This is a genomic window from Comamonas sp. 17RB (assembly GCF_030056555.1).
Lineage (GTDB): Bacteria > Pseudomonadota > Gammaproteobacteria > Burkholderiales > Burkholderiaceae_C > Comamonas > Comamonas terrigena.
In genome coordinates, this window is the sequence record NZ_JASHHY010000010.1 from 167,461 (window position 1) to 190,429 (window position 22,969).

Consider the following 22,969-nt stretch of genomic DNA (forward strand, 5'->3'; position numbering starts at 1 on the left):
TGGTGTAATCGGCTCCAGCGCACGCCGTGCGCCCTGTCCTCCTGCTGCCTGCCATGATTCCTGTCCACGATCTGCTGGTGTTTGCCGGCGCCTCCCTGCTGCTGGTGCTCACGCCCGGCCCGAACATGCTGTACCTGATCTCGCGCTCCATCTGCCAGGGACGCACGGCCGGCGTGACCTCGCTGGCCGGCGTGGTACTGGGCTTTTTTGTGCACATGCTGGCCGCCAGCCTGGGGGTCACGGCCCTGTTCATGGCCGTGCCCATGGCGTTCGAGGCACTGAAGTGGGCCGGCGCCGCCTACCTGCTGTGGATGGCCTGGCAGGCGCTGCGCCCAGGCGGCGCTTCGCCCTTCGAGCAGACCACCACGCTGCCGCCCGAGTCGCCGCACAGGCTGTTTGCCATGGGGCTGTTCACCAGCATCCTCAACCCCAAGGTGGCGATCTTCTATCTGTCCATCTTTCCGCAGTTTGTCAGCGCCGAGCATGGCTCGGTGTTCTGGCAGAGCGTGACGCTGGGCATGGTCCAGATCACCACCAGCTTCAGCGTCAACCTGCTCATCACGCTGTTTGCCGCACGCATGGCGATCTGGTTCAAGGACAACCCGCACTGGCTGCGCGCCCAGAAATGGGTCATGGGCACGGTGCTGGCCGGGCTGGCGGTGCGCCTGGCCATGGAACAGCGCCGCTAAGCGCGGCGGACAGACCCCGGGCCACCCCGCTGCCTGCGGAATGCGCAGGACCATTACTTGCGCTATTTCACAAGTAAACATGGGTTTACGGCTATTCAAGAAAACGTGGACCGCTCCAACAATGGATTGCATACCGATCCCCCTGCCTGGAGCCTCCCATGGACTTTGCCGACATCACCCAACCCGCAGCCACCGCCACCCGCATGGATGCCGCCTGGCTGGACGCACACTGGATGCCGTTCACCGGCAACCGCAACTTCAAGGCCAATCCGCGCATGGTCGTGGGTGCACAGGGCGCCTACCTGCACGACAGCGCCGGCCGCAAGATCTTTGACGGCCTGTCGGGCCTGTGGTGCTCGGGCCTGGGCCATGGCCGCAAGGAAATCGCCGAAGCCGTGGGCAAGGCTGCGCTGAATCTGGACTACGCGCCCGCCTTCCAGTTCGGACACCCCGCTGCCTTCGCGCTGGCCAACAAGATCAAGGAACTGACACCCGACGGCCTGGACTATGTGTTCTTCACCGGCTCGGGCTCGGAAGCCGCGGACACCTCGCTGAAGATGGCGCGCGCCTACTGGCGCACCAAGGGCCAGGCCGGCAAGACCCGCCTGATCGGGCGCGAAAAGGGCTACCACGGCGTGAACTACGGCGGCATCTCGGTGGGCGGCCTGTCGGGCAACCGCAAGATGTTCGGCCAGGGCATCGAAGCCGACCACCTGCCCCACACCCAGCCTGCCACCGGCTCGTTCTACAAGGGCATGCCCGACATCGACGGCCGCGCTCTGGCCGACCGCCTGCTGGACGTGATCGCCCTGCACGACGCCAGCACCATTGCCGCCGTGATCGTCGAGCCCTTCTCCGGCTCGGCCGGCGTGGTGATTCCGCCCGCGGGCTATCTGCAGCGCCTGCGGGAAATCTGCACGCAGAACCACATCCTGCTGATCTTCGACGAAGTCATCACCGGCTTCGGCCGCTGCGGCGGCTGGACGGGTTCGGAAGTGTTCGGCGTCACCCCCGACATCCTGAACTTCGCCAAGCAGGTCACCAACGGTGCCCAGCCCCTGGGCGGCTGTGTGGCCAGCAAGGACATCTACGACACCTTCATGGCCGCCGGCGGCCCCGAGTACATGCTGGAGTTTGCCCACGGCTACACCTACTCGGCCCACCCCGTGGCCTGCGCCGCCGGCCTGGCCGCGCTGGACATCCTGCAGAAGGAAGACCTGCCCGCCCGCGTCAAGGCACTGGCCCCCACGTTCGAAGCGGCCGTGCACAGCCTGAAGGGCACCAAGCATGTGGCCGATATCCGCAACTTCGGTCTGGCGGCCGGCTTCACCATCGCCCCGCTGCCGGGCGAGCCTGCCAAGCGCCCCTACGAGATCGCGATGGCCATGTGGGAAAAAGGCTTCTACGTGCGCTATGGCGCGGACACCATCCAGCTGGCACCGCCCTTCATCAGCACCGAGGCCGAGATCGACAGCCTGGTCAGCGCGCTGGGCGACACCCTGCAGGCCACGGCGTAAGTCCGCCCGTGCCAGTGCCCGTGTCCCGCAGGCGCTGGCCTCCGTTGACGTGCATGCAGATACTGCCGCACATTCCTGAAACCATAGCTGCTGCAGCGCACCCAGATTGCGCTGCAGCCCATTGAGCACCAAGCCCATGCACAAGGACTCCGCCATCACCGCCACCGTCGGCCACCTGATCGACGGCCAGATCGTCCCCGACACCGAACGCACCCAACCGGTGTTCAACCCCGCCACCGGCCAGAGCACGCTGAACGTGGCGCTGGCCAGCAAGACCACGGTGGAAGCAGCCATTGCCTCGGCCGAAAAAGCCTTCCCGGCCTGGCGCAACACCCCGCCGCTCAAGCGCGCCCGCGTGATGGCCAAGCTCAAGGTGCTGCTGGAGCAGCATGCCGACCAGATTGCCGCGCTGATCACCGCCGAACACGGCAAGGTGCTGGCCGACGCGCATGGCGAGCTGCAACGCGGCATCGAGAACGTGGAATACGCCAGCTACGCCCCCGAGCTGCTCAAGGGCGAACACAGCCGCAACGTGGGCCCCGGCATCGACAGCTGGAGCGAATTCCAGGCCCTGGGCGTTACGGCCGGCATCACCCCCTTCAACTTCCCCGCCATGGTGCCGCTGTGGATGTGGCCCATGGCCGTGGCCTGCGGCAACACCTTTGTGCTCAAGCCCTCCGAGCGCGATCCCAGCAGCACCTTGTTCATCGCCCAGCTGGCGCTGGAAGCCGGCCTGCCGCCGGGCGTGCTGAACGTGGTCAATGGCGACAAGACCGCCGTGGACACGCTGCTGCAGGACCCGCGCGTCAAGGCCGTGAGCTTTGTGGGCTCCACCCCCATTGCGGAATACATCTACGCCGAAGGCTGCAAGCACGGCAAGCGCGTGCAGGCCCTGGGCGGTGCCAAGAACCACGCCATCCTGATGCCCGACGCCGACGTGGACAACGCCGTCAGCGCACTGATGGGTGCGGCCTACGGCAGCTGCGGCGAGCGCTGCATGGCCATCCCGCTGCTGGTGGCCGTGGGTGACGCCGTGGGCGACGCGGTGATCGCCGGCCTGAAGACCGAAATCGCCAAGATGAAGGTCGGCCCCGGCACCGACAACAGCAACGACATGGGCCCGCTGGTGACCAAGCCCCATTTCGAGAAGGTGAAAGCCTATGTCGACAGCGGTGTGGCCGAAGGGGCCACGCTGGTGGTCGACGGCCGCAGCGTGAAGGTGGCCGGCCACGAGGAAGGCTACTTCCTCGGCGCCTGTCTGTTCGACCATGTGCAGCCCGGCATGAAGATCTACCAGGAAGAAATCTTCGGCCCGGTGCTGGGCGTGGTGCGCGTGCAGACGCTGCAGCAAGCCATGCAGCTGATCGACGACCACGAATACGGCAACGGCACCTGCATCTTCACCCGCGACGGCGAAGCAGCCCGCTACTTTACCGACCACATCCAGGTCGGCATGGTGGGCGTGAACGTGCCCCTGCCCGTGCCCGTGGCCTACCACTCGTTCGGCGGCTGGAAGCGCTCGCTGTTCGGCGACCTGCACGCCTACGGTCCCGATGCCGTGCGCTTCTACACCAAGCGCAAGACCATCACCCAGCGCTGGCCCAGCGCCGGCGTGCGCGAAGGGGCGGTGTTCAGCTTCCCCAGCAGCCGCTGAAAAGACTTTTGCGTCTGTCTCCACATGCCCCGCTTCGGCGGGGCTTTTTTATGCGCCCGGCCACGGCCGCCCGGCGGCACCGCCCCTGCCCCAAGGTGCACTCCTCCATGCCCGGAGCCGTCAGTGCAGCCCGGCAATGCTGCGCGGCCCGGCTCTGGCGGGCTGCATCCACCGGACACAGACTCCCGCCTGAAAGCAGGACGCCATCTTGGCGGCCTCCCCACCGCCGGCTTACTTTTTCTGCGCCCCAGGCTTGGCCCCGGCAACGGTCTTTGCCGCTACCGGCTTCACTGCGGCGGTGCTGCGGGACCGTGCGGTCGCCACGGCCTTGGCCTTCGGCGAAGCCGCAATGTGTGCCGGTTCCGGGGCAGTGCGCACCGGCGCCTGCACGCGCGCCTTGGCGGGTGTCTTGGTGGGCATGCTGGCTGCAGCGCCGGTGGACTTGCGCGCCGCAGAGCGGGCCGAGGGGGTCGGTGCCGCACTGGCGCGGCGCAGCGTGTCGGCATCCAGAATCAGCCGCCCTTGCAGCCGCCCTTTCATGCGCTGGACGCTGCGGGTGGCCGAGTGCATATGTTCCTGCATCAGGCGGCGGACCTGCTCGCTGTCGCGCGCCCGGGCGGCATCCAGGATGTCGCGATGGAAGGCCGCGTTCTCGGCACCAAAACGCCGGTGCTCCGCCTGCGCGGTGCGGTTGCCGAACACGATGAGCTGGCGAATCATCTCGTTGATGAGTTCGCAGGTGAAGCGCAGGAAGGGGTTGGGGTTGGCGGCGGCCAGGATGTCGTGAAAGTTCACGTCCTCGCGGCGCTGCTCCAGCAGCTCCACACCGCTCTGGTTCGGGTCGCAACAGGAAATGCTGTGCTCCAGCGCGTGGAAATCGGCCTCGGTCAGATGGGGCACGGCACCGGCCGCCAGCTCGGGCTCCAGCATCTGGCGCACCCCATAGATGTTGTCGATCGTCACCTCCTGGAAAAAGAGGTAGTTCTGCATGAACTGCAGCGTGCGATCCAGCGGCACTTCCACGATGGTCCCCCCTCCGGAGGGTCCGGTCGAGATCGACAGCAGCCCTTGCACCTCCAGCGATTTGAGCGCCTCGCGGATGGTGCCCTTGCTGACCTGGAACTGCGCCTGCAGCTCGCTTTCACGCGGCAGGCGATCGCCTGGACTCAGGTTTTTCTCGGTGATCAGGCGCTTGATCTCCTGCGCGATCAGGTCGGAACGTTTCAGCGGCTTGATGGACAAGCCGGCCGGTCTGGAAGTGCTCATTTCGGTCTTTCCCTCCGCAGCCCCACGGGCCACAACAACAGGTTCGGCGGGCATCTCACACCGTATGGTGCATCGCCGACATGCCGGTTGCGGCCTAGGGTTTGCTCGCGTAAGTTTCGTCTTATTTATCACTATAAATATGAATTAAGGAGCTTACAGAAACTTGATGGCGTGCACACGCCGCAGCTCCGAACCGCGCCCAACAGGGCAGTAGTGCCACCGACCCACGAACCGGAGCTTCTCCATGCAACGTCGCCACTTTCTGCAACTTTCTGCCCTGGGCGCCGCGCCCGCGTCGCTGGGACTGGGGTCCAGCGTGTGGGCACAGGCCCAGAGCGCCATCCAGTTCGGCTGCCCGGTGCCCATGTCCGGCGCCTTTGCAGCCAACGGGAAGTTTGCCGACCTGGGCATGAAGCTGGCCATCGAGCAATACGGCAAGGCGCTCAACATGCCCTTGGCCTACACCTTGCTGGACACCGAAGGCAAGCCCGCCACCGCCGTGCGCAAGGTGCAGGAAAGCTCGCAGCAGAAGGGCGCCCGCTTCTTTGCGGGCGGCATTCTGTCGTCCGAATCACTGGCCATGGGCAAGGAGGTTGAAAAAGCCGGTGGCGTGTTCATCACCACCGCCGGCGCCGACGAGCTGACCGGCAAGGACTGCAACAGCGCCACCTTCCGCTGGTCGGTGCCCACCTTTGGGGCCGTCGAGCAGACGGTGCGTCCGCTGATCGAATCCATGCCCAAGGCCAAGCGCTGGTACACCATCACGCCGCAGTATGTGTTTGGGGATGGTCTGCTGGGCGCCGCCAAGAACATCTTCAAGGAAAAAGGCGTGGAGCATGTGGGCAACAGCTACCACTCGCTGACCGAAAAGGAGTTCAGCGGCTACCTGACCAATGCCGCCGCGGCCAAGCCCGATGTGCTGCTGATTCTGAACTTCGGCGCCCAGTCGTCCGACACGCTGCGCCAGGCGATCAGCTTCGGCATGCACAAGAACATGACCATCCTGATTGCCTGGGCCTCGGGCCTGGAGCAGTTCGAATCGCTGGGCGCCGACCTGTGCGACGGCGTGTACTTCGGGGCCCAGTACTGGCACACCGCCGACACGCCGCTGAACAAGGAACTGGTCAAGCGCACCCAGGACAAGTTCAAGCACAACCCCAACTACAGCCTGGCGGGCTCCTACATCTGCACCAAGCTGCTGATCGACGCCATCCTCAAGGCCGGCAAGACCGACCAGAAGGCGGTGATCGCCGCCCTGGAAGGCATGAAGTACCAGGGCCTGACGGGCGAGGAAGAGGTCCGCAAGGCCGACCACCAGGTGCTCAAGAACTACTACCTACTCAAAGGCAAGGCCAAGGCCAAGATGGCCAACAAGGACGACTATGTGGACGTCGTCAGCTCCGGAAAGTCCTTCCTGCCCGTGGACCAGACCGGCTGCAAGCTGACCTGACACCAGCCCCGCGCCATGCGCCACCGCACGGCGGCGGCGCATGGGTGTGCGCGCTCTGCAGCGCGGCTTCCCAGACGTCCCTCTCCCCATGAGCATCTACCTCCTGCAAACCATCAACGGGATCGGCATCGGCATGCTGTATTTCCTGTTGGCCGTGGGCCTGTCCATCGTGTTCGGGCTGCTGCGTTTCGTGAACTTTGCGCACGGCGCCTTCTACCTGCTGGGCGCCTATTTCTGCTACCAGCTCACCCGCTGGGGAATGAGTTTCTGGCTCACCTTGCTGGTGGCACCGCTGGCCGTGGCCGCCCTGGGCTGGCTGACGGAAAAACTGCTGCTGCGCCATGTGTATGCGCAGCCGCATGAGTTCCACATCCTCATCACCGTCGGCCTGGCGCTGGTGGTGCAGGAGCTGGTCATCGTGCAATGGGGCCCGCTGGGCGACACCGTGGCCACCCCCGATCTGCTGCAAGGCGTGGTCATGTGGGGCAGCTTTGTCTACCCCAAGTACCGCCTGTTTGTGATCGGTTTCACCGCCGTGCTGGCCGTGCTGCTGTGGTGGGTGCTGGAAGGCACGCGCCTGGGCAGTGCGGTGCGGGCAGGCAGCGAATCGACCGAAATGGTGTCCCTGCTGGGCTACAACGTGTTCGGCATCTTCAGCCTGGTGTTCGCGCTGGGCGCAGGCACTGCCGCGCTGGCCGGGGTGCTGGCGGCACCGATCCGCGGCGCCGAGCCGTTCATGGGCATCGAAGCCCTGGGCGTGGCCTTTGTGATTGTGGTGGTGGGCGGCCTGGGAAGCTTTGGCGGGGCCCTGGTGGGCGGCCTGCTCATCGGCATCGTGCAAAGCCTGATGAGCACCCTCTGGCCCGAAGGGGCCCGCTTGATGATCTATATCGCCATGGCGGCCGTGCTGCTGCTGCGCCCCCACGGCCTGCTGGGCCGCAAGACCTGAAGGTGAGCGTGATGAACCGACCCCATATCCAACTGCTGCTGGCACTCGCCATCGTGCTGCTGATGCCGCTGTGCATGCAGTCCGGCTCGCTGGCCACCGAAGTGCTGATCTTCTCGCTGGCCGCCATGGCCTGCAATCTGCTGCTGGGCTACACCGGCCTGCTGTCCTTTGGCCAAGGCGTGTTCTTCGGCCTGGGCAGCTACACCATTGGCGTGCTGCTCACGCGCTGGCAGCTGCCCGTGCCCGTGGCGCTGGTCTCGGCCGTGCTGATGGGGGCCGTGGGCGCTGCCATCGTGGGCTGGGTGGCCATACGCCAGCGCGGCACCTACTTTGTGATGCTGACGCTGGCGTTCTCACAGATGTTCTATTTCATTGCCTATACCGCCACCGACATCACCGGCGGCGACAACGGCCTGCTGGACGTGCCCCGCCCTGCCATCGGCGTGGCCGGCTACACCCTGTGGTCGCTGCAGACACCGTGGCAGTTCTACAGCTTTGTGGCGGTGCTGTTCCTGGTCACGTTCTGGTTCCTGCGCCGTGCCTGCGATTCGATGTTCGGCCGCACCCTGCTGGCGGTGCGCGACAACGAGGAACGCGCCGCTGCCGTGGGCTACAACCTGCGATTGCTCAAGCTGCAAGCCTTTGTGATCTCGGGTGCCGTCACCGGTCTGGCCGGAGGGCTGCACGCCATGATGGCTGGCATTGCACCGCTGTCGAACGCGGAGTACCACACCAGCGAAGTCATCCTGCTGATGACCGTGATCGGCGGCACCGGCAACCTGCTGGCCTCGGTGCTGGGCGCGGCGTTCTATCTGCTGCTGGGCGACTGGCTGTCCACCCTGTGGCCGCGCTGGCTGATGCTGCTGGGCATGGTGCTGATCGTCGTCAGCCTGGGCATGCAACGCGGCCTGTGGGGTCTGGGTGAAAGCATCCTCCAGCGCCTGCGCCCCGGTAGAAAACCGGCCACCGATGCCGCTCCGGTGGCCGATGCCCCCACGGCCACCCGCGCCCAGCAGGGAGGGAATGTCTGATGACTACTACCGCCATGACTACCGCTGCCGCATCGCCGTCCACTGCGGCGGCCAGCGCCCGCCATCCCGTGCTGCTGCATGCCAAGGGCGTGCAGAAACACTATGACAAGTTCATCGCCCTGGGTGGCGTGGACCTGCAGGTGCGCGCGCACACCGTGCACTCGGTCATCGGCCCCAACGGCGCCGGAAAAACCACGCTGTTCCACATGCTCACGGGCACCAAGACCGTGACCAGCGGGCAGATCGTCTTTGACGGCCACGACGTGACCCGGGAACCCGACCACCGCCGCGTGCAGCGCGGCATGGCGCGGTCGTTCCAGGTGACCAGCCTGTTCCTGACGCTGTCGGTGCGCGAAAACCTGCGCCTGGCCGCACAGGGCATCGCGCCCCAGCATGCGCTGGACTTCTGGAACGCCCCCACCGGCAAGCGCGCCAACCAGGAGGTGGTCGACCAGGTCATTGAACGCCTGGGCCTGCAGCGCTTTGCAGACACGGCGGCAGGCAATCTGTCCCACGGCCAGCAGCGCCGGCTGGAAGTGGGCATGGCCCTGGCGGCCAGACCCAAGGCCATTTTTCTGGACGAGCCCACGTCCGGCATGGGCATCGACGATCTGGACGACATGAAGCGCCTGATTGCCAGCCTGAAGGACGAGCACACCGTGGTGCTGATCGAGCACAACATGGGCATCGTGATGGACATCTCGGACACCATCACTGTCATGCAGCAGGGCCGCGTGCTGGCCGAGGGCGTTCCCGAGCAGATCCGCAACGACGACCGGGTGCGCACCGCCTACCTGGGCAATATGATCACCGGAGGGAAGGCATGAGCAGCATCCTGAATGTGGACCAGATCCACGCCTACTACGGCAAAAGCCATGTGCTGCAGGGCGTGAGCCTGCGCATCGACGAAGGCGAACTGGTCACCCTGCTGGGCCGCAACGGCGCCGGCAAGACCACCACGCTCAAGGCCATCGCCGGTGTGCTGCAGCCGCCGCAGGGCCGCATCAGCTTTGCCGGCCAGCCCACACACCAGCTGGCCACGCACCATGTGGCGCAGCGCGGCATCTGCCTGGTGCCCGAGCACCGGGGGGTCTTCAAGCTGCTGACGGTGGAGGAAAACCTGCTGCTGGCCCTGCGCAAGGACTCCCCCTGGCAGCTGGACGATGTCTATCGCATCTTCCCGCGCCTGAAGGAGCGCCGCAGCAACGGGGGTGGGCAGCTGTCGGGCGGGGAACAGCAGATGCTGGCCATTGGCCGCGCGCTGATGAACAAGCCGCGCCTGCTGATGCTGGATGAGCCGGTGGAAGGGCTGGCCCCGGTGATCGTGGAAGAGATCGTCGCCCAGCTCAAGGTCATCAAGGCGGCGGGCGTGACCATCCTGCTGGTGGAGCAGAACCTGGAGGTCTGCACCCAGCTGGCCGACCGCCACTACATCATCGAACAAGGCCGCATCGTGCACGAAGCGGGCAATGCCGACTTCATTGCCGATGACACCGTCAAGGACCGCTACCTGGGCGTGGGGATTGCCTGACCGGCACCCCTCGCTCGCGCTCTGACCTTTGCTTTCACCGGGAGCCCCTCCATGGACTTGCATTCCCCCCCCGCCGCACAGACCACCACCCTGCGCACCGACGGCACACGCCTGTGGCAGTCGCTGATGGATCTGGCCCGCATCGGAGCCACCCCCAAAGGCGGCGTGTGCCGGCTGGCCCTGACCGACCTGGACCGCCAGGCCCGCGACCTGTTCGTGCACTGGGCCCAGGAAGCCGGCTGCAGCGTGCGCGTGGACGCCATCGGCAACATCTTTGCGCGCCGCCCCGGGACCGATGACAGCCTGCCCCCGGTGATGACCGGCAGCCACATCGACACCCAGCCCACCGGTGGCAAGTTCGACGGCAACTACGGCGTGCTGGCCGGCATCGAAGTGCTGCGCACGCTCAATGCCGCAGGCGTGCGCACCCGCGCCCCGCTGGAAGTGGCGGTCTGGACCAACGAGGAAGGTTCGCGCTTTGTCCCGGTGATGATGGGCTCCGGCGTGTTTGCCGGCGCCTTCACCCTGGAACATGCCCTGCAGCAGCGCGACGCCCAGGGGACCAGCGTGGAAGACGCCTTGCGCGCCATCGGCTACGCGGGTCCCGCCGGCTCCGCCGCGCACCCGGTGGGTGCGTACTTCGAGGCCCACATCGAACAGGGCCCGGTGCTGGAAAAGCACGGGCGCGTGATTGGCGTGGTGCAGGCCGCGCTGGGCCAGCGCTGGTATGACGTGCAGATCCAGGGCATGGAAGCCCACGCCGGCCCCACGCCCATGGAGATGCGCAAGGACGCGCTGCTGGCCGCCAGCGACTTGATTGCCGCCGTCAACCGCATTGCCGTGGAACGCATGCCGCACGGACGCGGCACCGTGGGCCAGCTGGAGGTCTACCCCAACTCGCGCAATGTGATTCCCGGCGGCGTGAAGATGAGCGTGGACCTGCGCGCACCCGATGACGCCATGCTGTCCGACATGGATGCCGCGCTGCGCCGCCTGTGCCAGGAGATTGCCGCCGCCCGCCATGTCGACATTGCGGTCGAACAGGTGGTGTACTTTGCCCCCCAGCCGTTCACAGCCCGCCTGGTGGATGCGGTGCGCCGCAACGCACAGGCACTGGGCTACAGCGCCATGGACGTGGTCAGCGGTGCGGGGCACGACGCCGTCTACGTGGCCCGCCTGGCGCCCACGGCCATGATCTTTGTCCCCTGTGCCGACGGCATCAGCCACAACGAGATCGAAGACGCCGAGCCCGCCCACCTGGAAGCCGGCTGCAACGTGCTGCTGCGCAGCATGCTCGACGCCGCAGGAGTGGCGGCATGAAAGTACTGATCGCCCGGCTCAACCACGAGACCAACACCTTTTCCCCCGTTCCCACGCCGCTGCAGGCCTTCAGCCCTACCTACGGCCGCGATGCCTACCGCGCCAACAAAGGCATGCGCACCGCCATGGCGGCCTTCATCGACCAGGCCGAAACCCTGAACGCCACCCTGGTCACCCCGGTCTCCGCCATGGCCAACCCCAGTGGCACCGTCCATGCCGATGCCTATGCCGCGCTGACCCAGTGCATCCTCGATGCCTTGCCAGGCTGCGACGCCATCCTGCTGGACCTGCACGGTGCCATGGTGGCCGAGCAGGCGGCCGACGGTGAAGGCGCCCTGCTGGCCCGCGTGCGTGCGGCAGCGCCGGGGGTGCCCATCGGCGTGGCGCTGGACCTGCATGGCAATCTGACCGAGGCCATGGTGCAGAACGCCGATGTGATGGTGGGCTTCAAGACCTATCCGCACGTCGACATGTACGAAACCGGTGCCCACGCCGCGCGCCTGCTGCTGGCCATGGCCACCGGTGGCCCGCGCTACCGTGTCATCTGGCGGCAGCTGCCACTGATGGGCCACACACTGCGCAGCACCACGCTGGGGGGCGCCATGGCCGAGGCCGTCGCCCAGGCCCGCGCTGCCGAGCAGGCCGGCGTGGCGGCCGTCACGGTGTTTGGCGGCTTCTCGCTCTCCGACATTCCCCAGCCCTTCATCAGCGTGGTGGCCACGGTGCAGGACACCGGCGCCGCCTACGCCCAGGGCAAGGCCCAGGTGGACCAGATCGCCAGCTGGATCTGGGGCCACCGCCAGGACTTCATCTACCGCAGCGCATCCCTGGACAGCGCGTTGCAGCAGGCCCGGCAACTGGCCCACAGCGTGACCCGTCCGGTGCTGCTGCTGGACCATGGGGACAACTGCATGTCCGGCGGCACCTGCGACACCATGGATGTGCTGCAGGCCGCCCTGGCCCAGGGCCTGGATGGCATGGCCATGGGGCCCATCTGCGACCCCGAGGCCGTCGCCCACCTGATCACCGCGGGCGAAGGCGCGGTGGTGGAGCTGGACGTGGGCAACAAGGTCCCCATGCCACAGATCGGCCGTGCCCCGGCACCGGTGCGGCTGCGCGGCACGGTCCGGGCCATCAGCGACGGCTGCTACACCGTCAGTGGTCCCATCTACACCGGCCAGACTTTCTGCATGGGGCGTACCGTGCTGCTGGATGCCGGAGCGGTGCAGGTGGTCCTGACCGAACAGACGCACGAGCCCTGGGACCTGGGCGTGTTCCACTGCGTGGGCCTGGATCCCACCCAGTTCCGTTACCTGCTGCTGAAATCCCGCATGTACTGCCGGCCCGTGTTCGTCCCCCTGTCCGCCGGACTGGTGGAATGCGACAGCCCCGGCGTGACGACCTCGGACTACAGCCGCTTTGCCTTCCAGCAGGTGCAGCGCCCCGCCTTCCCGCTGGACGCCATGTGACGGCGCCCGGCGGCGGCTGTCCCAGGCCGGTGCCGCGCTCTCCTTGCCGGGTGGCCCCTCGGTTTGCCGCCCGGATTCACAGCCCCGCCCCGGCGGGGCTTTTTTGATGGCACGGGCTCGCGTCGCCATGGCCCGGATTGGTGCAGTTCTTGCGAGGCCTCCGGCATTGCCACCACCGCCCTGACCATGCCACCCCGCGATGCTGCCCCTTCCTCCGACGGCCTGTTCAACCAGTCGCTTGCCAAGGGCCTGCAGGTGCTGTGCGCCTTCAATGGCGCGCACCGCAGCCTGACACTGGCCGAGGTGGCACAGCGCACCGGCATGAGCAAGGCCTCGGCCCAGCGCTCGGTGCATACGCTGCAAAGCCTGGGCTACATCGGCAAGCACCCCAGCACCCGGCGCTTTCTGCTGCTGCCCCGCGTGGTGGAGCTCGGCTTCAACTACCTGGACGCCCACCCCATGATCAGCGCCGCCCACACCTACCTGGCGCAGCTGGCACGCGCCAGCGGCGAAACCGCCACGCTGACCGAGCCGACCGACACCCACATGGTCTACCTGGCCCAGGTGCTGACCACCCAGCACATCCCGGTGCTGACACCGGTGGGCACGCAGATCCCCATGTACGCCAGCAGCTGCGGCCGTGCCTACCTGAGCCAGCTGCCAACGGCCCAGGCGCGCACCCTGCTGGAGCAGGCGGCACGGCCCGCGCGCACGCGCACCACCCTGACGCAGCTGGAGCCCTTGATGGCCCAGCTGCAGCGCTGTATCGAGACCGGCTACGCCACCAACTGCGAAGAGCTCTTCATCGGCGACATGGGCATTGCCGCGCCAGTCTTCAACACCCGGGGAGAGGCGGTGGGTGCCGTGCATGTGGCGCCCCCCACCAGCCGCTGGAGCATGGCCGATGCCGAACGCCAGCTGGCCCCGCTGGTGATCGAGTGCGCACGGGCCATCTCCCGGCTGGTGCCGCCCACCTGAGCCCTGCCATGGCACTGCGGTGCCAGCGTCGCCTAGGCAACAGCAGCACGGTAGAAACATCCATGCACCGCGCGCAAGGCCTGTGAAGAATGCCTGCAACACCCCGCGTGTTCTTGCCGGATTCACCCACAGGAGACCTACCGTGATGCACCGCACAACGACTTCCTCCCTGGCACTGCTGCCCCTGCTCTGCACCCTGAGCCTGGGCGCTGGCGCGGCCGAATACCCTGCCAGCCCGATCACGCTGGTGGTGGGTTACGGCGCCGGCGGCGGCACCGATGTCTGCAACCGCGTACTGGCCATGAACGTGGGCAAACAGCTGGGCCAGACAGTGATCGTGGACAACAAGCCCGGCGCCGGCACCACGCTGTCGCTGAGCCACGGCGCACGCCAGAAGCCCGATGGCTATGTGCTCACTGCCCTGTCCTCGGCCGGCGTGCTGAACCAGGTGCTGATGCCCAAGGTGGCGTACGACGTGGTGCGCGATTTCACGCCCGTGGCCATGGTGGCGCAGTACCAGGCCGGCATTCTGGTGCGGGCCGATTCGCCGCACAAAACCCTGGCCGATCTGATCAAGGCCTCCAAGTCCAGCAACAAGACGCTGAGCTACAGCACCGCCGGCATTGGCACGCCCCAGCACCTGACGGCCGAGCGCCTGGCCAAGCAGGTGGCGGTGGACTGGGTGCATGCACCGTACAAGAGCGGGCCGGAAGCCATCACCGCACTGATGCGGGGCGATGTGGATTTCATGGCCCAGACGGCCGAGTGGGTGCCTTATGTGCGCGACGGCCGCCTGCGCCTGCTGGCCGTGTTCACCGAAGACCGCGTCAAGGGCTTCGATGCGCCCTCGCTCAAGGAACTGGGGTACAACCTGGTCGCACCCAGCACCCTGGGCGTGCTGGGCCCGGCCAGGATGCAGCCGGCCACGGTGAAGAAACTGCAGGACGCCTTCCACATCGCCGGCCAGTCGCCCGAGTTCGAGAACTGTGCCGACCAGTTCGGCCTCAAGCTCGACTACAAGGACGCACCCAGCTACGGCGCCTACATCCAGGACATGCTCAAGAACTGGACCCCGGTGCTCAAGCAGTTTGCAGCAGCGGATTAACGCAGCAGCACCGCCCGCCTAGGCGCTGTGCGGTGCCCAGGCACTGCGCACCAGTTCCACGCAATCCCACACCGGGGCGCCGCTCAGGGCCCGCACCCGCGCACCCATGCCGGCCAGGCCCGCGCCACCGATCAGCACGGCATCGGTCCCGGGCACATCCAGGGCCTGGGCGCAGGCCGCAGCCAGGGCCTGCGCAGCCTGCTCCGGCGACTGCATCAGCTGCGCACCGGAGGCCGGCAGCACATGGATGTCGGTGATGCCGGCCCCGTGGCCGTCCGGCGCCAGCGCATGGCCTTGGGCACGGCTCCAGCGCTGCAGCATGGGCTTCCATGCCGCCCCGCCGGTGACGATGGCAATGCGCTGCGGCCCTTGCGCCCACAGCGCCTGCAGCGAGGCTTCGGCCAGCCCCCGCACCGGCACCGGAGTGGTGGACCGCAGCGCCTCCAGCCCCGGGTCGCCAAAGCACCCCACCAGCACCCCCGCATAGCCCTGCGGCGGGGCCGCAGCCTGGGCACGTTCCCAGGCGTCGAGCACGGCGTGGCCGGCAATGCAGTAGCTGCGCTCATCGGCGATATAGGGCGCACCAAACGCCGCCGTCACCCCATGCCAGCGCCGTTGCGGCGTGCCCGCCGACAGGTGATGGACCAGGGCCTGGGTGACCGTTTCCGAGGTATTGGGGTTGACCACCAGCCACTGCGGCATGCGCACTCCTTTGCACGGGCCGGCGGCCCTGTGCACACGCCGTGTGCAAATTGGGTGCCAACCCCTGCACACACCCGTCAGGCGATGCCGGCACGCTCCAGCATGGCGTGCAGCAGCACATTGCAGCCGGCCGCCAGATGCTCGGCCTTGGCGTCTTCGATCTCGTTGTGGCTGATGCCGTCCTTGCAGGGCACGAAGATCATGCCGGTGGGCGATACGCCGTGCACATACACGGCGTCGTGGCCGGCCCCGCTGACCACGTCCATGTGCGCATAGCCCAGCTGCTCGGCCGCATGGCGCACGCTGGCCACGCAGTCGGCGTGGAACACGCAGGGTTCGAACTTCACCACCTGCTCCAGCTCCACCGTGCACTGGCACTGCGCCGCCAGCTGTGCAAACTGCGTGCGCATGCCCAGGTCCATGCGGTCCAGGCCGTCCTGCGACAGATTGCGGAAATCCACGGTGAACTTCACCTGGCCGGGAATCACATTGCGGGAGTTGGGCAGCACCTGCACATGGCCCACGGTGCCACGGCCATGCGGGGCTTCGTCCAGGGCAATGCGGTTCACCGCGTCCATCATGCGGGCGGCGGCCAGCATGGCGTCATGGCGCAGATCCATGGGCGTGGGGCCGGCGTGCGCGTCCATGCCGGTCACCGTCACGTCGTACCACTGCTGGCCCAGGGCGCCGCTGACCACACCGATTGGCTTGTCGTAGGCCTCCAGCACCGGACCTTGTTCGATGTGCGCTTCAAAGTAGGCGGCAAACGGGCCGCCGGGCACATCGCCGCAGGCCACTGTGCCGCGGTAGCCGATGCGTTCCAGCTCGGCACCCACAGTGATGCCTGCACCATCTTGTTGCGAGCGGATGTCTTCTGCACCAAAAACACCGGCAAATGCACCGGAACCCATCATCACCGGGGTGAAGCGCGTGCCTTCCTCATTGGTCCAGAACGCCACTTCCAGCGGTGCCACGGTCTGGATGCCCTGGGCATTCAAGGTGCGCACCACTTCCAGACCTGCCATCACCCCGTAGTTGCCGTCGAACTTGCCACCGGTCGGCTGGGTGTCGATGTGGCTGCCCGTGGCCACGGCACGGGCCTGCGGATCGGTGCCGGCACGGCGGCCGAAGACATTGCCCACCTCGTCGATGCGCACCGCCAGGCCGGCCTCCTGAAACCACTGCACCACCTGGTCACGGCCGGCCTTGTCTTCATCGGTCAGGGCGATGCGGCACACACCCCCTTTGGGGGTGGCGCCGATCCGGGCCAGATCCATCAGTGACTGCCACAGGCGGTCGGCATCAATACGCAGGGGATTTGCAGGCGTGCTCATTCGCGGGACTCCTCGATAGAAAGCAGGAAATTCGCATAAACCGTGCCAACACGCATCGAACACACAACATCACGTATCGATATTCGATAGCGGCGTGATGGCACGGCACTTGCATTGCAGGCCTTGTCTCCCACCAATTTGGAAAGGTCTCCGATGCGCTCGTCTCCCGGTTTCTCCGTTTCCCGCCCCGCGCTCAAAACCATGGCCCTCGCTGTCGCCATGACCCTGGGCGGTGCTGCCGCCACCACCGCCATGGCCCAAGAAAAAGTCTTGCGCATTGCCATGACGGCGGGGGACATTCCCCGCACCTCCGGCCAGCCCGACCAGGGCTTCGAAGGCAACCGCTTCACCGGCATTCCGCTGTACGACGCGCTGACGCAGTGGGATCTGACCAAGACCGACAAGCCCAGCGAAATGATCCCCGGCCTGGCCCTGTCCTGGGAAGTCGATGCCAAGGACAAGACCAAGTGGGTCTTCAAGCTGCGCCCCGGCGTCAAGTTCCACGACGGCAGCGCCTTCAACGCCGATGCGGTGGTGTGGAACGTCAAGAAAGTGCTGGACAAGGAGGCCGAGCAGTTCGATCCCGCCCAGGTGGGCGTGACGGCATCGCGCATGCCCACACTGCGCAGCGCCAAAAAAATCGACGACCTGACCGTGGAGCTGACCACGTCCGAACCCGATGCCTTCCTGCCCATCAACCTGACCAATCTGTTCATGGCGTCGCCCGCACACTGGGCCAAGAAGCTGGCAGCGGTGCCCGCCTCGGTCACCGGCAAGGCCGAGCGCAGCAAGGCCGCGTGGACCGCGTTTGCGGCCGATCCTTCCGGCTCCGGCCCGTTCAAGGGCGCGCGCTTTGTGCCGCGCGAGCGCTTTGAAATGGTGAAGAACAGCGCCTACTGGGACCCCAAGCGCACGCCCACCATCGACAAGGTGGTCCTGCTGCCCCTGCCCGAGGCCAACTCCCGCACCGCGGCACTGATGAGCGGCCAGGTGGACTGGATCGAAGCCCCGGCACCCGATGCGCTGGACGCCATCAAGGGCCGTGGCTTCAAGGTCTATTCCAACCTGCAGCCGCACATCTGGCCTTGGCAGTTCTCGTTTGTGGAAGGCTCGCCCTGGCTGGACAAACGCGTGCGCCATGCCGCCAATCTGTGCGTGGACCGCACCAGCATGAAGCAGCTGCTCAATGGCCAGATGGAACCGGCCACCGGCATGTTCGAGCCCGGCCACCCCTGGCGCGGCAAGCCCAGCTTCCAGATCAAGTACGACGTGAAGGCGGCACAGGCCCTGATGCAGCAGGCGGGCTACAGCGCCAGCAAGCCCATCAAGGTGAAGATCCAGACCTCGGCCTCCGGCTCGGGCCAGATGCAGCCGCTGCCGATGAACGAGTTCATCCAGCAGAACCTCAAGCAGTGCTTCTTTGACGTGGAGTTCGACGTGGTCGAGTGGAACACGCTGTTCTCCAGCTGGCGCATCGGCGCCAAGGACGCCAGCGCCAACAAGAGCAACGCCACCAACATCACGGCCGCCACCATGGACCCGTTCTTCGCCATGGTGCGTTTCGTCAGCACCAAGGCCTTCCCGCCGCTGTCCAACAACTGGGGCTTCTACAGCAACAAGCAGGTGGATGCCGTGGTGGACAAGGCGCGTACCACCTTCGATGCCAAGGAACGTGACAAGGCCCTGGCCGAGCTGCACACCCTGGTGGTCGATGAGGCACCGTTCCTGTTCGTGGCCCACGACGTGGGTCCGCGCGCCATGTCGGCCAAGGTGGGCAATGTGGTCCAGCCCCAAAGCTGGTTCATCGACATCGCCACCATGACGATGAAGTAAGCCGTTCTGCGCGTGTGAGCGGGCGCGCAGACGCCGCCGCACGCTGTTGGTGGCTGGGCCGCAGGCCCTGGCCACGCCGGTGGCGGGCGGGTGCCAAACCCACCCACCCGCCAGTGCGAACCCGCATGGTCCGCTTCCTCCCACGAACCTCTCTCCCACCATGCTTGCCTACCTGCTGCGACGCATTCTCTACACCCTCCCCATCATGCTGGGCGTGGCCCTGCTGTGCTTTGCGCTGGTGCACCTGGCGCCCGGCGATCCGCTGGTCTCGGTGCTGCCGGCCGATGCCTCGGCCGAACTGCAGGCGCAGATGCGCGAGCTGTACGGCTTCAACCGCCCGCTGCCCGAGCAGTTTGCCCGCTGGGTGTGGCGTGCGCTGCAGGGCGATCTGGGCCAGTCCATCGCCACCAGCCGCCCCGTGGCCAGCGAGGTGATGACCGCCGTGGTCAACACCCTGCGCCTGGCGGTGGTGGCCACGCTGATCGGCTTTGTGCTGGGCAGCCTGTTCGGCTTTGTGGCCGGCTACTTCCGCAACTCCTGGGTAGACCGCGCCTGCTCCATGCTGTCGGTGCTGGGCGTGAGCGTGCCCCACTACTGGCTGGGCATGGTGATGGTCATCATCTTCTCGTCGCAGCTGATGTGGCTGCCGGCCACCGGCGCCGGACCGGGCGGATCGGGTGACTGGGCCTGGGACTGGGAGCATGTGCAGTTCATGATCCTGCCGGCCATCACCATGTCGGTGATTCCGCTGGGCATCATCGCCCGCACCGTGCGTGCGCTGGTGGCGGAATTGCTGGACCAGGAATTCATCCTCGGACTCAAGGCCAAGGGCCTGACGCACGTCGGCATCTTCCGCCATGTGCTGAAGAACGCCGCCCCCACCGCCCTGGCCGTGATGGGCCTGCAGCTGGGCTATCTGCTGGGCGGCTCCATCCTGATCGAGACCGTGTTCTCCTGGCCGGGCACCGGCTTTCTGCTGAACCAAGCCATCTTCCAGCGGGACCTGCCACTGCTGCAGGGCTCCATCCTGGTGCTGGCCGTGTTCTTCGTGCTGCTGAACCTCATTGTCGACGTGGTGCAGACCCTGCTCGACCCCCGCATCGCCCGCTGACCGCCACCTTGAGGAGTCCGTTCCATGACCAGCCTTTCCCTCCCCAACGACGCAGCGGCCCAGGTCCAGCCGCTGCCCGCGCAGCGCTCGCGCGGCTATTGGTCTTCGGTGCTGCAGCGCCTATTGCACGACCCGGTCGCCATGGGTGCGGCCGCCGTCATCCTGCTGCTGGTGATCGTGGCCATTCTGTCGCCGTGGATCGTCCCTTCCGATCCCTATGCCGCCTCCATGCTCAAGCGCCTCAAGCCCATCGGCACCGAAGGCCTGCCGCTGGGCAGCGATGAACTGGGCCGCGACCTGCTGTCGCGCCTGATGGTGGGTGCACGCCTGTCGCTGTTCATGGGCATCACCCCGGTGCTGATGGCCTTTGTGATCGGCGCTGGCATCGGCATCCTGGCGGGCTACGCCGGTGGCCGTACCAACACCGTGATCATGCGCACCATCGATGTGTTCTACGCCTTCCCCTCGGTGCTGCTGGCGATTGCACTGTCCGGAGCCCTGGGCGCCGGCATCTTCAACTCGCTGGTGTCGCTGACCATCGTGTTCATTCCGCAGATTGCCCGGGTGGCCGAAAGCGTCACCGCCCAGGCCCGCAACCGGGACTATGTGGAAGCCGCCCGCGCCACCGGCGCCCACCCGTTCACCATCGTGCGCGTGCATGTGCTGGGCAATGTGCTGGGGCCGATCTTTGTCTACTCCACCAGCCTGATTGCGGTGTCGATGATCCTGGCCTCCGGCCTGTCGTTCCTGGGCCTGGGCGTGAAGCCGCCGGAGCCGGAATGGGGGCTGATGCTCAACACCCTGCGCACCGCCATCTACACCCAGCCCTGGGTGGCAGCCCTGCCCGGTCTGATGATCTTCATCACCTCGATCTCGTTCAATCTTCTGTCCGACGGCCTGCGTTCGGCCATGGACAACAAGGGGTAAGCCATGCCTTTGACCCACGCAATGCCCGATGTGGGCGGCCCCGCCCAGCCCCTGCTCACCGTGCGCGGCCTGACCAAGCATTTCCCGCTGAAGAACGGTGCCACCGTGCGTGCCGTGGACGGGGTGGATTTTGAAGTGCTCAAGGGCGAGACCCTGGGCGTGGTCGGTGAATCCGGCTGCGGCAAATCCACCACGGCACGCCTGCTGATGCACCTGATGGATCCCACCAAGGGCGAACTGATTTTTGACGGCCGCACCGTGGGCTCACGCGACCTGCCGCTGAAGGAGTTCCGCCGCCAGGTGCAGATGGTGTTCCAGGACAGCTATGCCTCGCTGAACCCGCGGCTGACCATCGAAGACTCCATCGCCTTCGGCCCCCAGGTGCACGGGGTGTCGCGCAAGGAGGCCGTGGCCCGCGCCCACCACCTGATGGACCGCGTGGGCCTGGCGCCGGCCCGCTTTGCCGAGCGCTACCCGCACGAGCTGTCCGGCGGACAGCGCCAGCGCATCAACATTGCCCGCGCGCTGGCACTGCAACCGCGCATGGTGATCCTGGACGAGGCCGTCTCCGCCCTGGACAAATCGGTGGAAGCGCAGGTGCTGAACCTCCTGGCCGAGCTGAAGCGCGAATTCGGCCTGACCTATGTCTTCATCAGCCACGACCTGGGCGTGGTGCACTACATCAGCGACCGCGTGATGGTGATGTACCTGGGCCAGGTGGCGGAGATCGGCCCGTCCGATGCGCTGTTTGCCGAGCCCGCCCACCCCTACACCAAGGCACTGCTGTCGTCCGTGCCCAGCATGGACCCGGTCCACCGCACCCAGCAGGCGCCGCTGGCGGGCGATCCGCCCAATCCCATCAACCCACCCAGCGGCTGCCGCTTTCACCCCCGCTGCCCCAAGGCCGATGCGGTGTGCGCGCAGCTGGTGCCCGGCATCACCCAGGTGCAGCTGCACCACAGCGCGCGCTGCCTGGTGCACGAGCCCGGCAGCGGCCACCCGCTGGCCCCGGCGGCCGGCTGCATTCCTTTGGCTGCTTGATGGAAAGGCACGCAATGAGCACCCCCACCCCATCCACCGCCCCTGTGGTGGCGATTGAAGACCTGAACATCCAGTTCACCGGCGGCAAGAAACCGGTGCAGGCCGTCAGCGGCGTGAGCCTGTCCGTGCGCCCGGGCGAAGCCGTGGCGCTGATCGGCGAATCGGGCTCCGGCAAGAGCGTGACCTTGCGCACCCTGCTGCGCCTGCACCCCGAGCGCAAGACCACCATGAAGGGCAAGGTGCAGGTCGCCGGCCATGATGTGCTGGCCATGCAGGGCAAGGCGCTGAACGACTTTCGCGGCAAGACCTGCGCCATGATTTTTCAGGACCCGCTGCTGGCCCTGGACCCGGTCTATCCGGTGGGCGCGCAGATTGTGGAAGCCATCCGCCGCCACGAACCCGGCGTGAACAAGGCCGACGCAGAGAAGCGTGCGCTGCAGCTGTTCCAGCGCGTGAGCATTCCCAGCCCGGAACAGCGCCTGAAAGCCTATCCGCATGAAATGTCCGGCGGCATGCGCCAGCGCGCCATGATTGCCCTGGCCCTGGCCTGCAACCCGCAGGTGCTGCTGGCGGACGAACCCACCACCGCGCTGGACGCCACGGTGCAGATCCAGGTGCTGCTGCTGCTGCGCGAACTGCAACGCGAACTGGGCCTGGGCGTGATCTTTGTGACGCATGACATCGGCGCCGCCGTGGAAGTGGCCGACCGCATTGCCGTGATGTACGCCGGCCGCATCGTGGAAGAAGGCACGGCCGAACAGCTGATCCGCAGCCCGCGCCACCCCTACACCATGGCGCTGCTGCAAAGCCGCTCCCACGGCGCCATGGAGCGCGGCCAGCCCCTGCAGACCATTGGTGGCGCGCCGCCCGACCTGACCGCCATTCCGCCCGGCTGCGCTTTTGCACCGCGCTGCCGCCTGGCACAGGACGCCTGCCTGCAGGCCGTGCCCAGCCCGGTCACGCTGGCGCCCGGCCACATGGCCCGCTGCATCCGCACCGATGCCTCGGCCGCGCTGACGCCGCAGCTGCTGGCGGCCTGAAGCGCATTGACGCCGCAGGTGC

The 22,969-nt window shown here is 66.8% G+C and carries 20 protein-coding genes; 17 read left to right on the forward strand and 3 right to left on the reverse strand.

Annotated features, from left to right (window positions below; all coding sequences use genetic code 11):
* The first annotated feature begins 53 nt into the window (after nucleotides 1-53).
* The 3 genes from QM470_RS18355 (at nucleotide 54) to QM470_RS18365 (ending at nucleotide 3,860) form a co-directional block, all read left to right on the forward strand.
* A complete protein-coding gene (locus tag QM470_RS18355) occupies nucleotides 54-689 on the forward strand; it encodes a LysE family translocator (RefSeq protein ID WP_283340249.1) in 636 nt (211 codons plus the stop codon).
* Between the two features lie 158 nt (nucleotides 690-847).
* A complete protein-coding gene (gene aptA / locus QM470_RS18360; protein ID WP_283340250.1) occupies nucleotides 848-2,206 on the forward strand; it encodes an omega-aminotransferase AptA in 1,359 nt (452 codons plus the stop codon).
* Nucleotides 2,207-2,342: 136 nt separating this feature from the next.
* Entirely contained in the window at nucleotides 2,343-3,860 is a 1,518-nt protein-coding gene (locus QM470_RS18365; RefSeq protein ID WP_283340251.1) for a CoA-acylating methylmalonate-semialdehyde dehydrogenase, read from the forward strand.
* A gap of 231 nt (nucleotides 3,861-4,091) precedes the next feature.
* On the opposite strand, the gene QM470_RS18370 is transcribed toward QM470_RS18365, so the two are convergent.
* Nucleotides 4,092-5,126 carry a FadR/GntR family transcriptional regulator gene (locus tag QM470_RS18370; protein ID WP_283340252.1) on the reverse strand — a complete coding sequence of 345 codons (1,035 nt, stop codon included), beginning with the start codon at nucleotides 5,124-5,126 and terminating at the stop codon, nucleotides 4,092-4,094.
* A 244-nt stretch (nucleotides 5,127-5,370) separates the two neighbouring features.
* Between QM470_RS18370 and QM470_RS18375 the strand changes: the two genes are divergently transcribed.
* The 9 genes from QM470_RS18375 to QM470_RS18415 all read left to right on the forward strand — a co-directional run bounded on the left by QM470_RS18375 (nucleotide 5,371) and on the right by QM470_RS18415 (nucleotide 14,959).
* Nucleotides 5,371-6,576: an ABC transporter substrate-binding protein gene (locus tag QM470_RS18375; RefSeq protein ID WP_280012511.1), complete on the forward strand. Its 1,206-nt coding sequence runs from the start codon at nucleotides 5,371-5,373 to the stop codon at nucleotides 6,574-6,576.
* Nucleotides 6,577-6,664: 88 nt separating this feature from the next.
* Nucleotides 6,665-7,525, forward strand: coding sequence for a branched-chain amino acid ABC transporter permease (locus tag QM470_RS18380; RefSeq protein WP_272970264.1), 861 nt, complete (start codon nucleotides 6,665-6,667; stop codon nucleotides 7,523-7,525).
* Nucleotides 7,526-7,536: 11 nt separating this feature from the next.
* Nucleotides 7,537-8,556: a branched-chain amino acid ABC transporter permease gene (locus QM470_RS18385; RefSeq protein WP_283340253.1), complete on the forward strand. Its 1,020-nt coding sequence runs from the start codon at nucleotides 7,537-7,539 to the stop codon at nucleotides 8,554-8,556.
* Nucleotides 8,557-8,570: 14 nt separating this feature from the next.
* Nucleotides 8,571-9,383: an ABC transporter ATP-binding protein gene (locus QM470_RS18390; RefSeq protein ID WP_283340298.1), complete on the forward strand. Its 813-nt coding sequence runs from the start codon at nucleotides 8,571-8,573 to the stop codon at nucleotides 9,381-9,383.
* A complete protein-coding gene (locus QM470_RS18395) occupies nucleotides 9,380-10,087 on the forward strand; it encodes an ABC transporter ATP-binding protein (protein ID WP_283340254.1) in 708 nt (235 codons plus the stop codon). The genes QM470_RS18390 and QM470_RS18395 overlap by 4 nt, the downstream gene beginning before the upstream one ends.
* A gap of 51 nt (nucleotides 10,088-10,138) precedes the next feature.
* On the forward strand, nucleotides 10,139-11,407 hold the full coding sequence (locus QM470_RS18400) for a Zn-dependent hydrolase (RefSeq protein WP_283340255.1): 1,269 nt from the start codon (nucleotides 10,139-10,141) through the stop codon (nucleotides 11,405-11,407).
* Nucleotides 11,404-12,876: a M81 family metallopeptidase gene (locus tag QM470_RS18405; protein ID WP_283340256.1), complete on the forward strand. Its 1,473-nt coding sequence runs from the start codon at nucleotides 11,404-11,406 to the stop codon at nucleotides 12,874-12,876. The genes QM470_RS18400 and QM470_RS18405 overlap by 4 nt, the downstream gene beginning before the upstream one ends.
* A gap of 186 nt (nucleotides 12,877-13,062) precedes the next feature.
* A complete protein-coding gene (locus tag QM470_RS18410; protein ID WP_283340257.1) occupies nucleotides 13,063-13,854 on the forward strand; it encodes an IclR family transcriptional regulator in 792 nt (263 codons plus the stop codon).
* 145 nt (nucleotides 13,855-13,999) lie between these two features.
* Nucleotides 14,000-14,959: a tripartite tricarboxylate transporter substrate binding protein gene (locus QM470_RS18415; protein ID WP_283340299.1), complete on the forward strand. Its 960-nt coding sequence runs from the start codon at nucleotides 14,000-14,002 to the stop codon at nucleotides 14,957-14,959.
* 18 nt (nucleotides 14,960-14,977) lie between these two features.
* Here the strand turns inward: QM470_RS18415 and QM470_RS18420 are convergent, their stop codons facing one another.
* Entirely contained in the window at nucleotides 14,978-15,661 is a 684-nt protein-coding gene (locus tag QM470_RS18420) for an aspartate/glutamate racemase family protein (RefSeq protein WP_283340258.1), read from the reverse strand.
* A 77-nt stretch (nucleotides 15,662-15,738) separates the two neighbouring features.
* The gene (locus QM470_RS18425) at nucleotides 15,739-16,995 is read right to left on the reverse strand and encodes a Zn-dependent hydrolase (RefSeq protein ID WP_283340259.1); all 1,257 of its coding nucleotides are present in this window, start codon (nucleotides 16,993-16,995) and stop codon (nucleotides 15,739-15,741) included.
* A 153-nt stretch (nucleotides 16,996-17,148) separates the two neighbouring features.
* Between QM470_RS18425 and QM470_RS18430 the strand changes: the two genes are divergently transcribed.
* From QM470_RS18430 to QM470_RS18450, 5 genes are all read left to right on the forward strand, one after another.
* Entirely contained in the window at nucleotides 17,149-18,828 is a 1,680-nt protein-coding gene (locus QM470_RS18430; protein WP_502846856.1) for an ABC transporter substrate-binding protein, read from the forward strand.
* 160 nt (nucleotides 18,829-18,988) lie between these two features.
* A complete protein-coding gene (locus tag QM470_RS18435; RefSeq protein WP_218333253.1) occupies nucleotides 18,989-19,939 on the forward strand; it encodes an ABC transporter permease in 951 nt (316 codons plus the stop codon).
* A 24-nt stretch (nucleotides 19,940-19,963) separates the two neighbouring features.
* Nucleotides 19,964-20,866: an ABC transporter permease gene (locus QM470_RS18440; RefSeq protein ID WP_066538253.1), complete on the forward strand. Its 903-nt coding sequence runs from the start codon at nucleotides 19,964-19,966 to the stop codon at nucleotides 20,864-20,866.
* Between the two features lie 3 nt (nucleotides 20,867-20,869).
* Nucleotides 20,870-21,907: an ABC transporter ATP-binding protein gene (locus QM470_RS18445; protein WP_283340260.1), complete on the forward strand. Its 1,038-nt coding sequence runs from the start codon at nucleotides 20,870-20,872 to the stop codon at nucleotides 21,905-21,907.
* Nucleotides 21,908-21,921: 14 nt separating this feature from the next.
* Nucleotides 21,922-22,947, forward strand: a complete 1,026-nt coding sequence (locus QM470_RS18450; protein ID WP_283340261.1) for an ABC transporter ATP-binding protein — start codon at nucleotides 21,922-21,924, stop codon at nucleotides 22,945-22,947.
* Nucleotides 22,948-22,969: the final 22 nt, after the last annotated feature.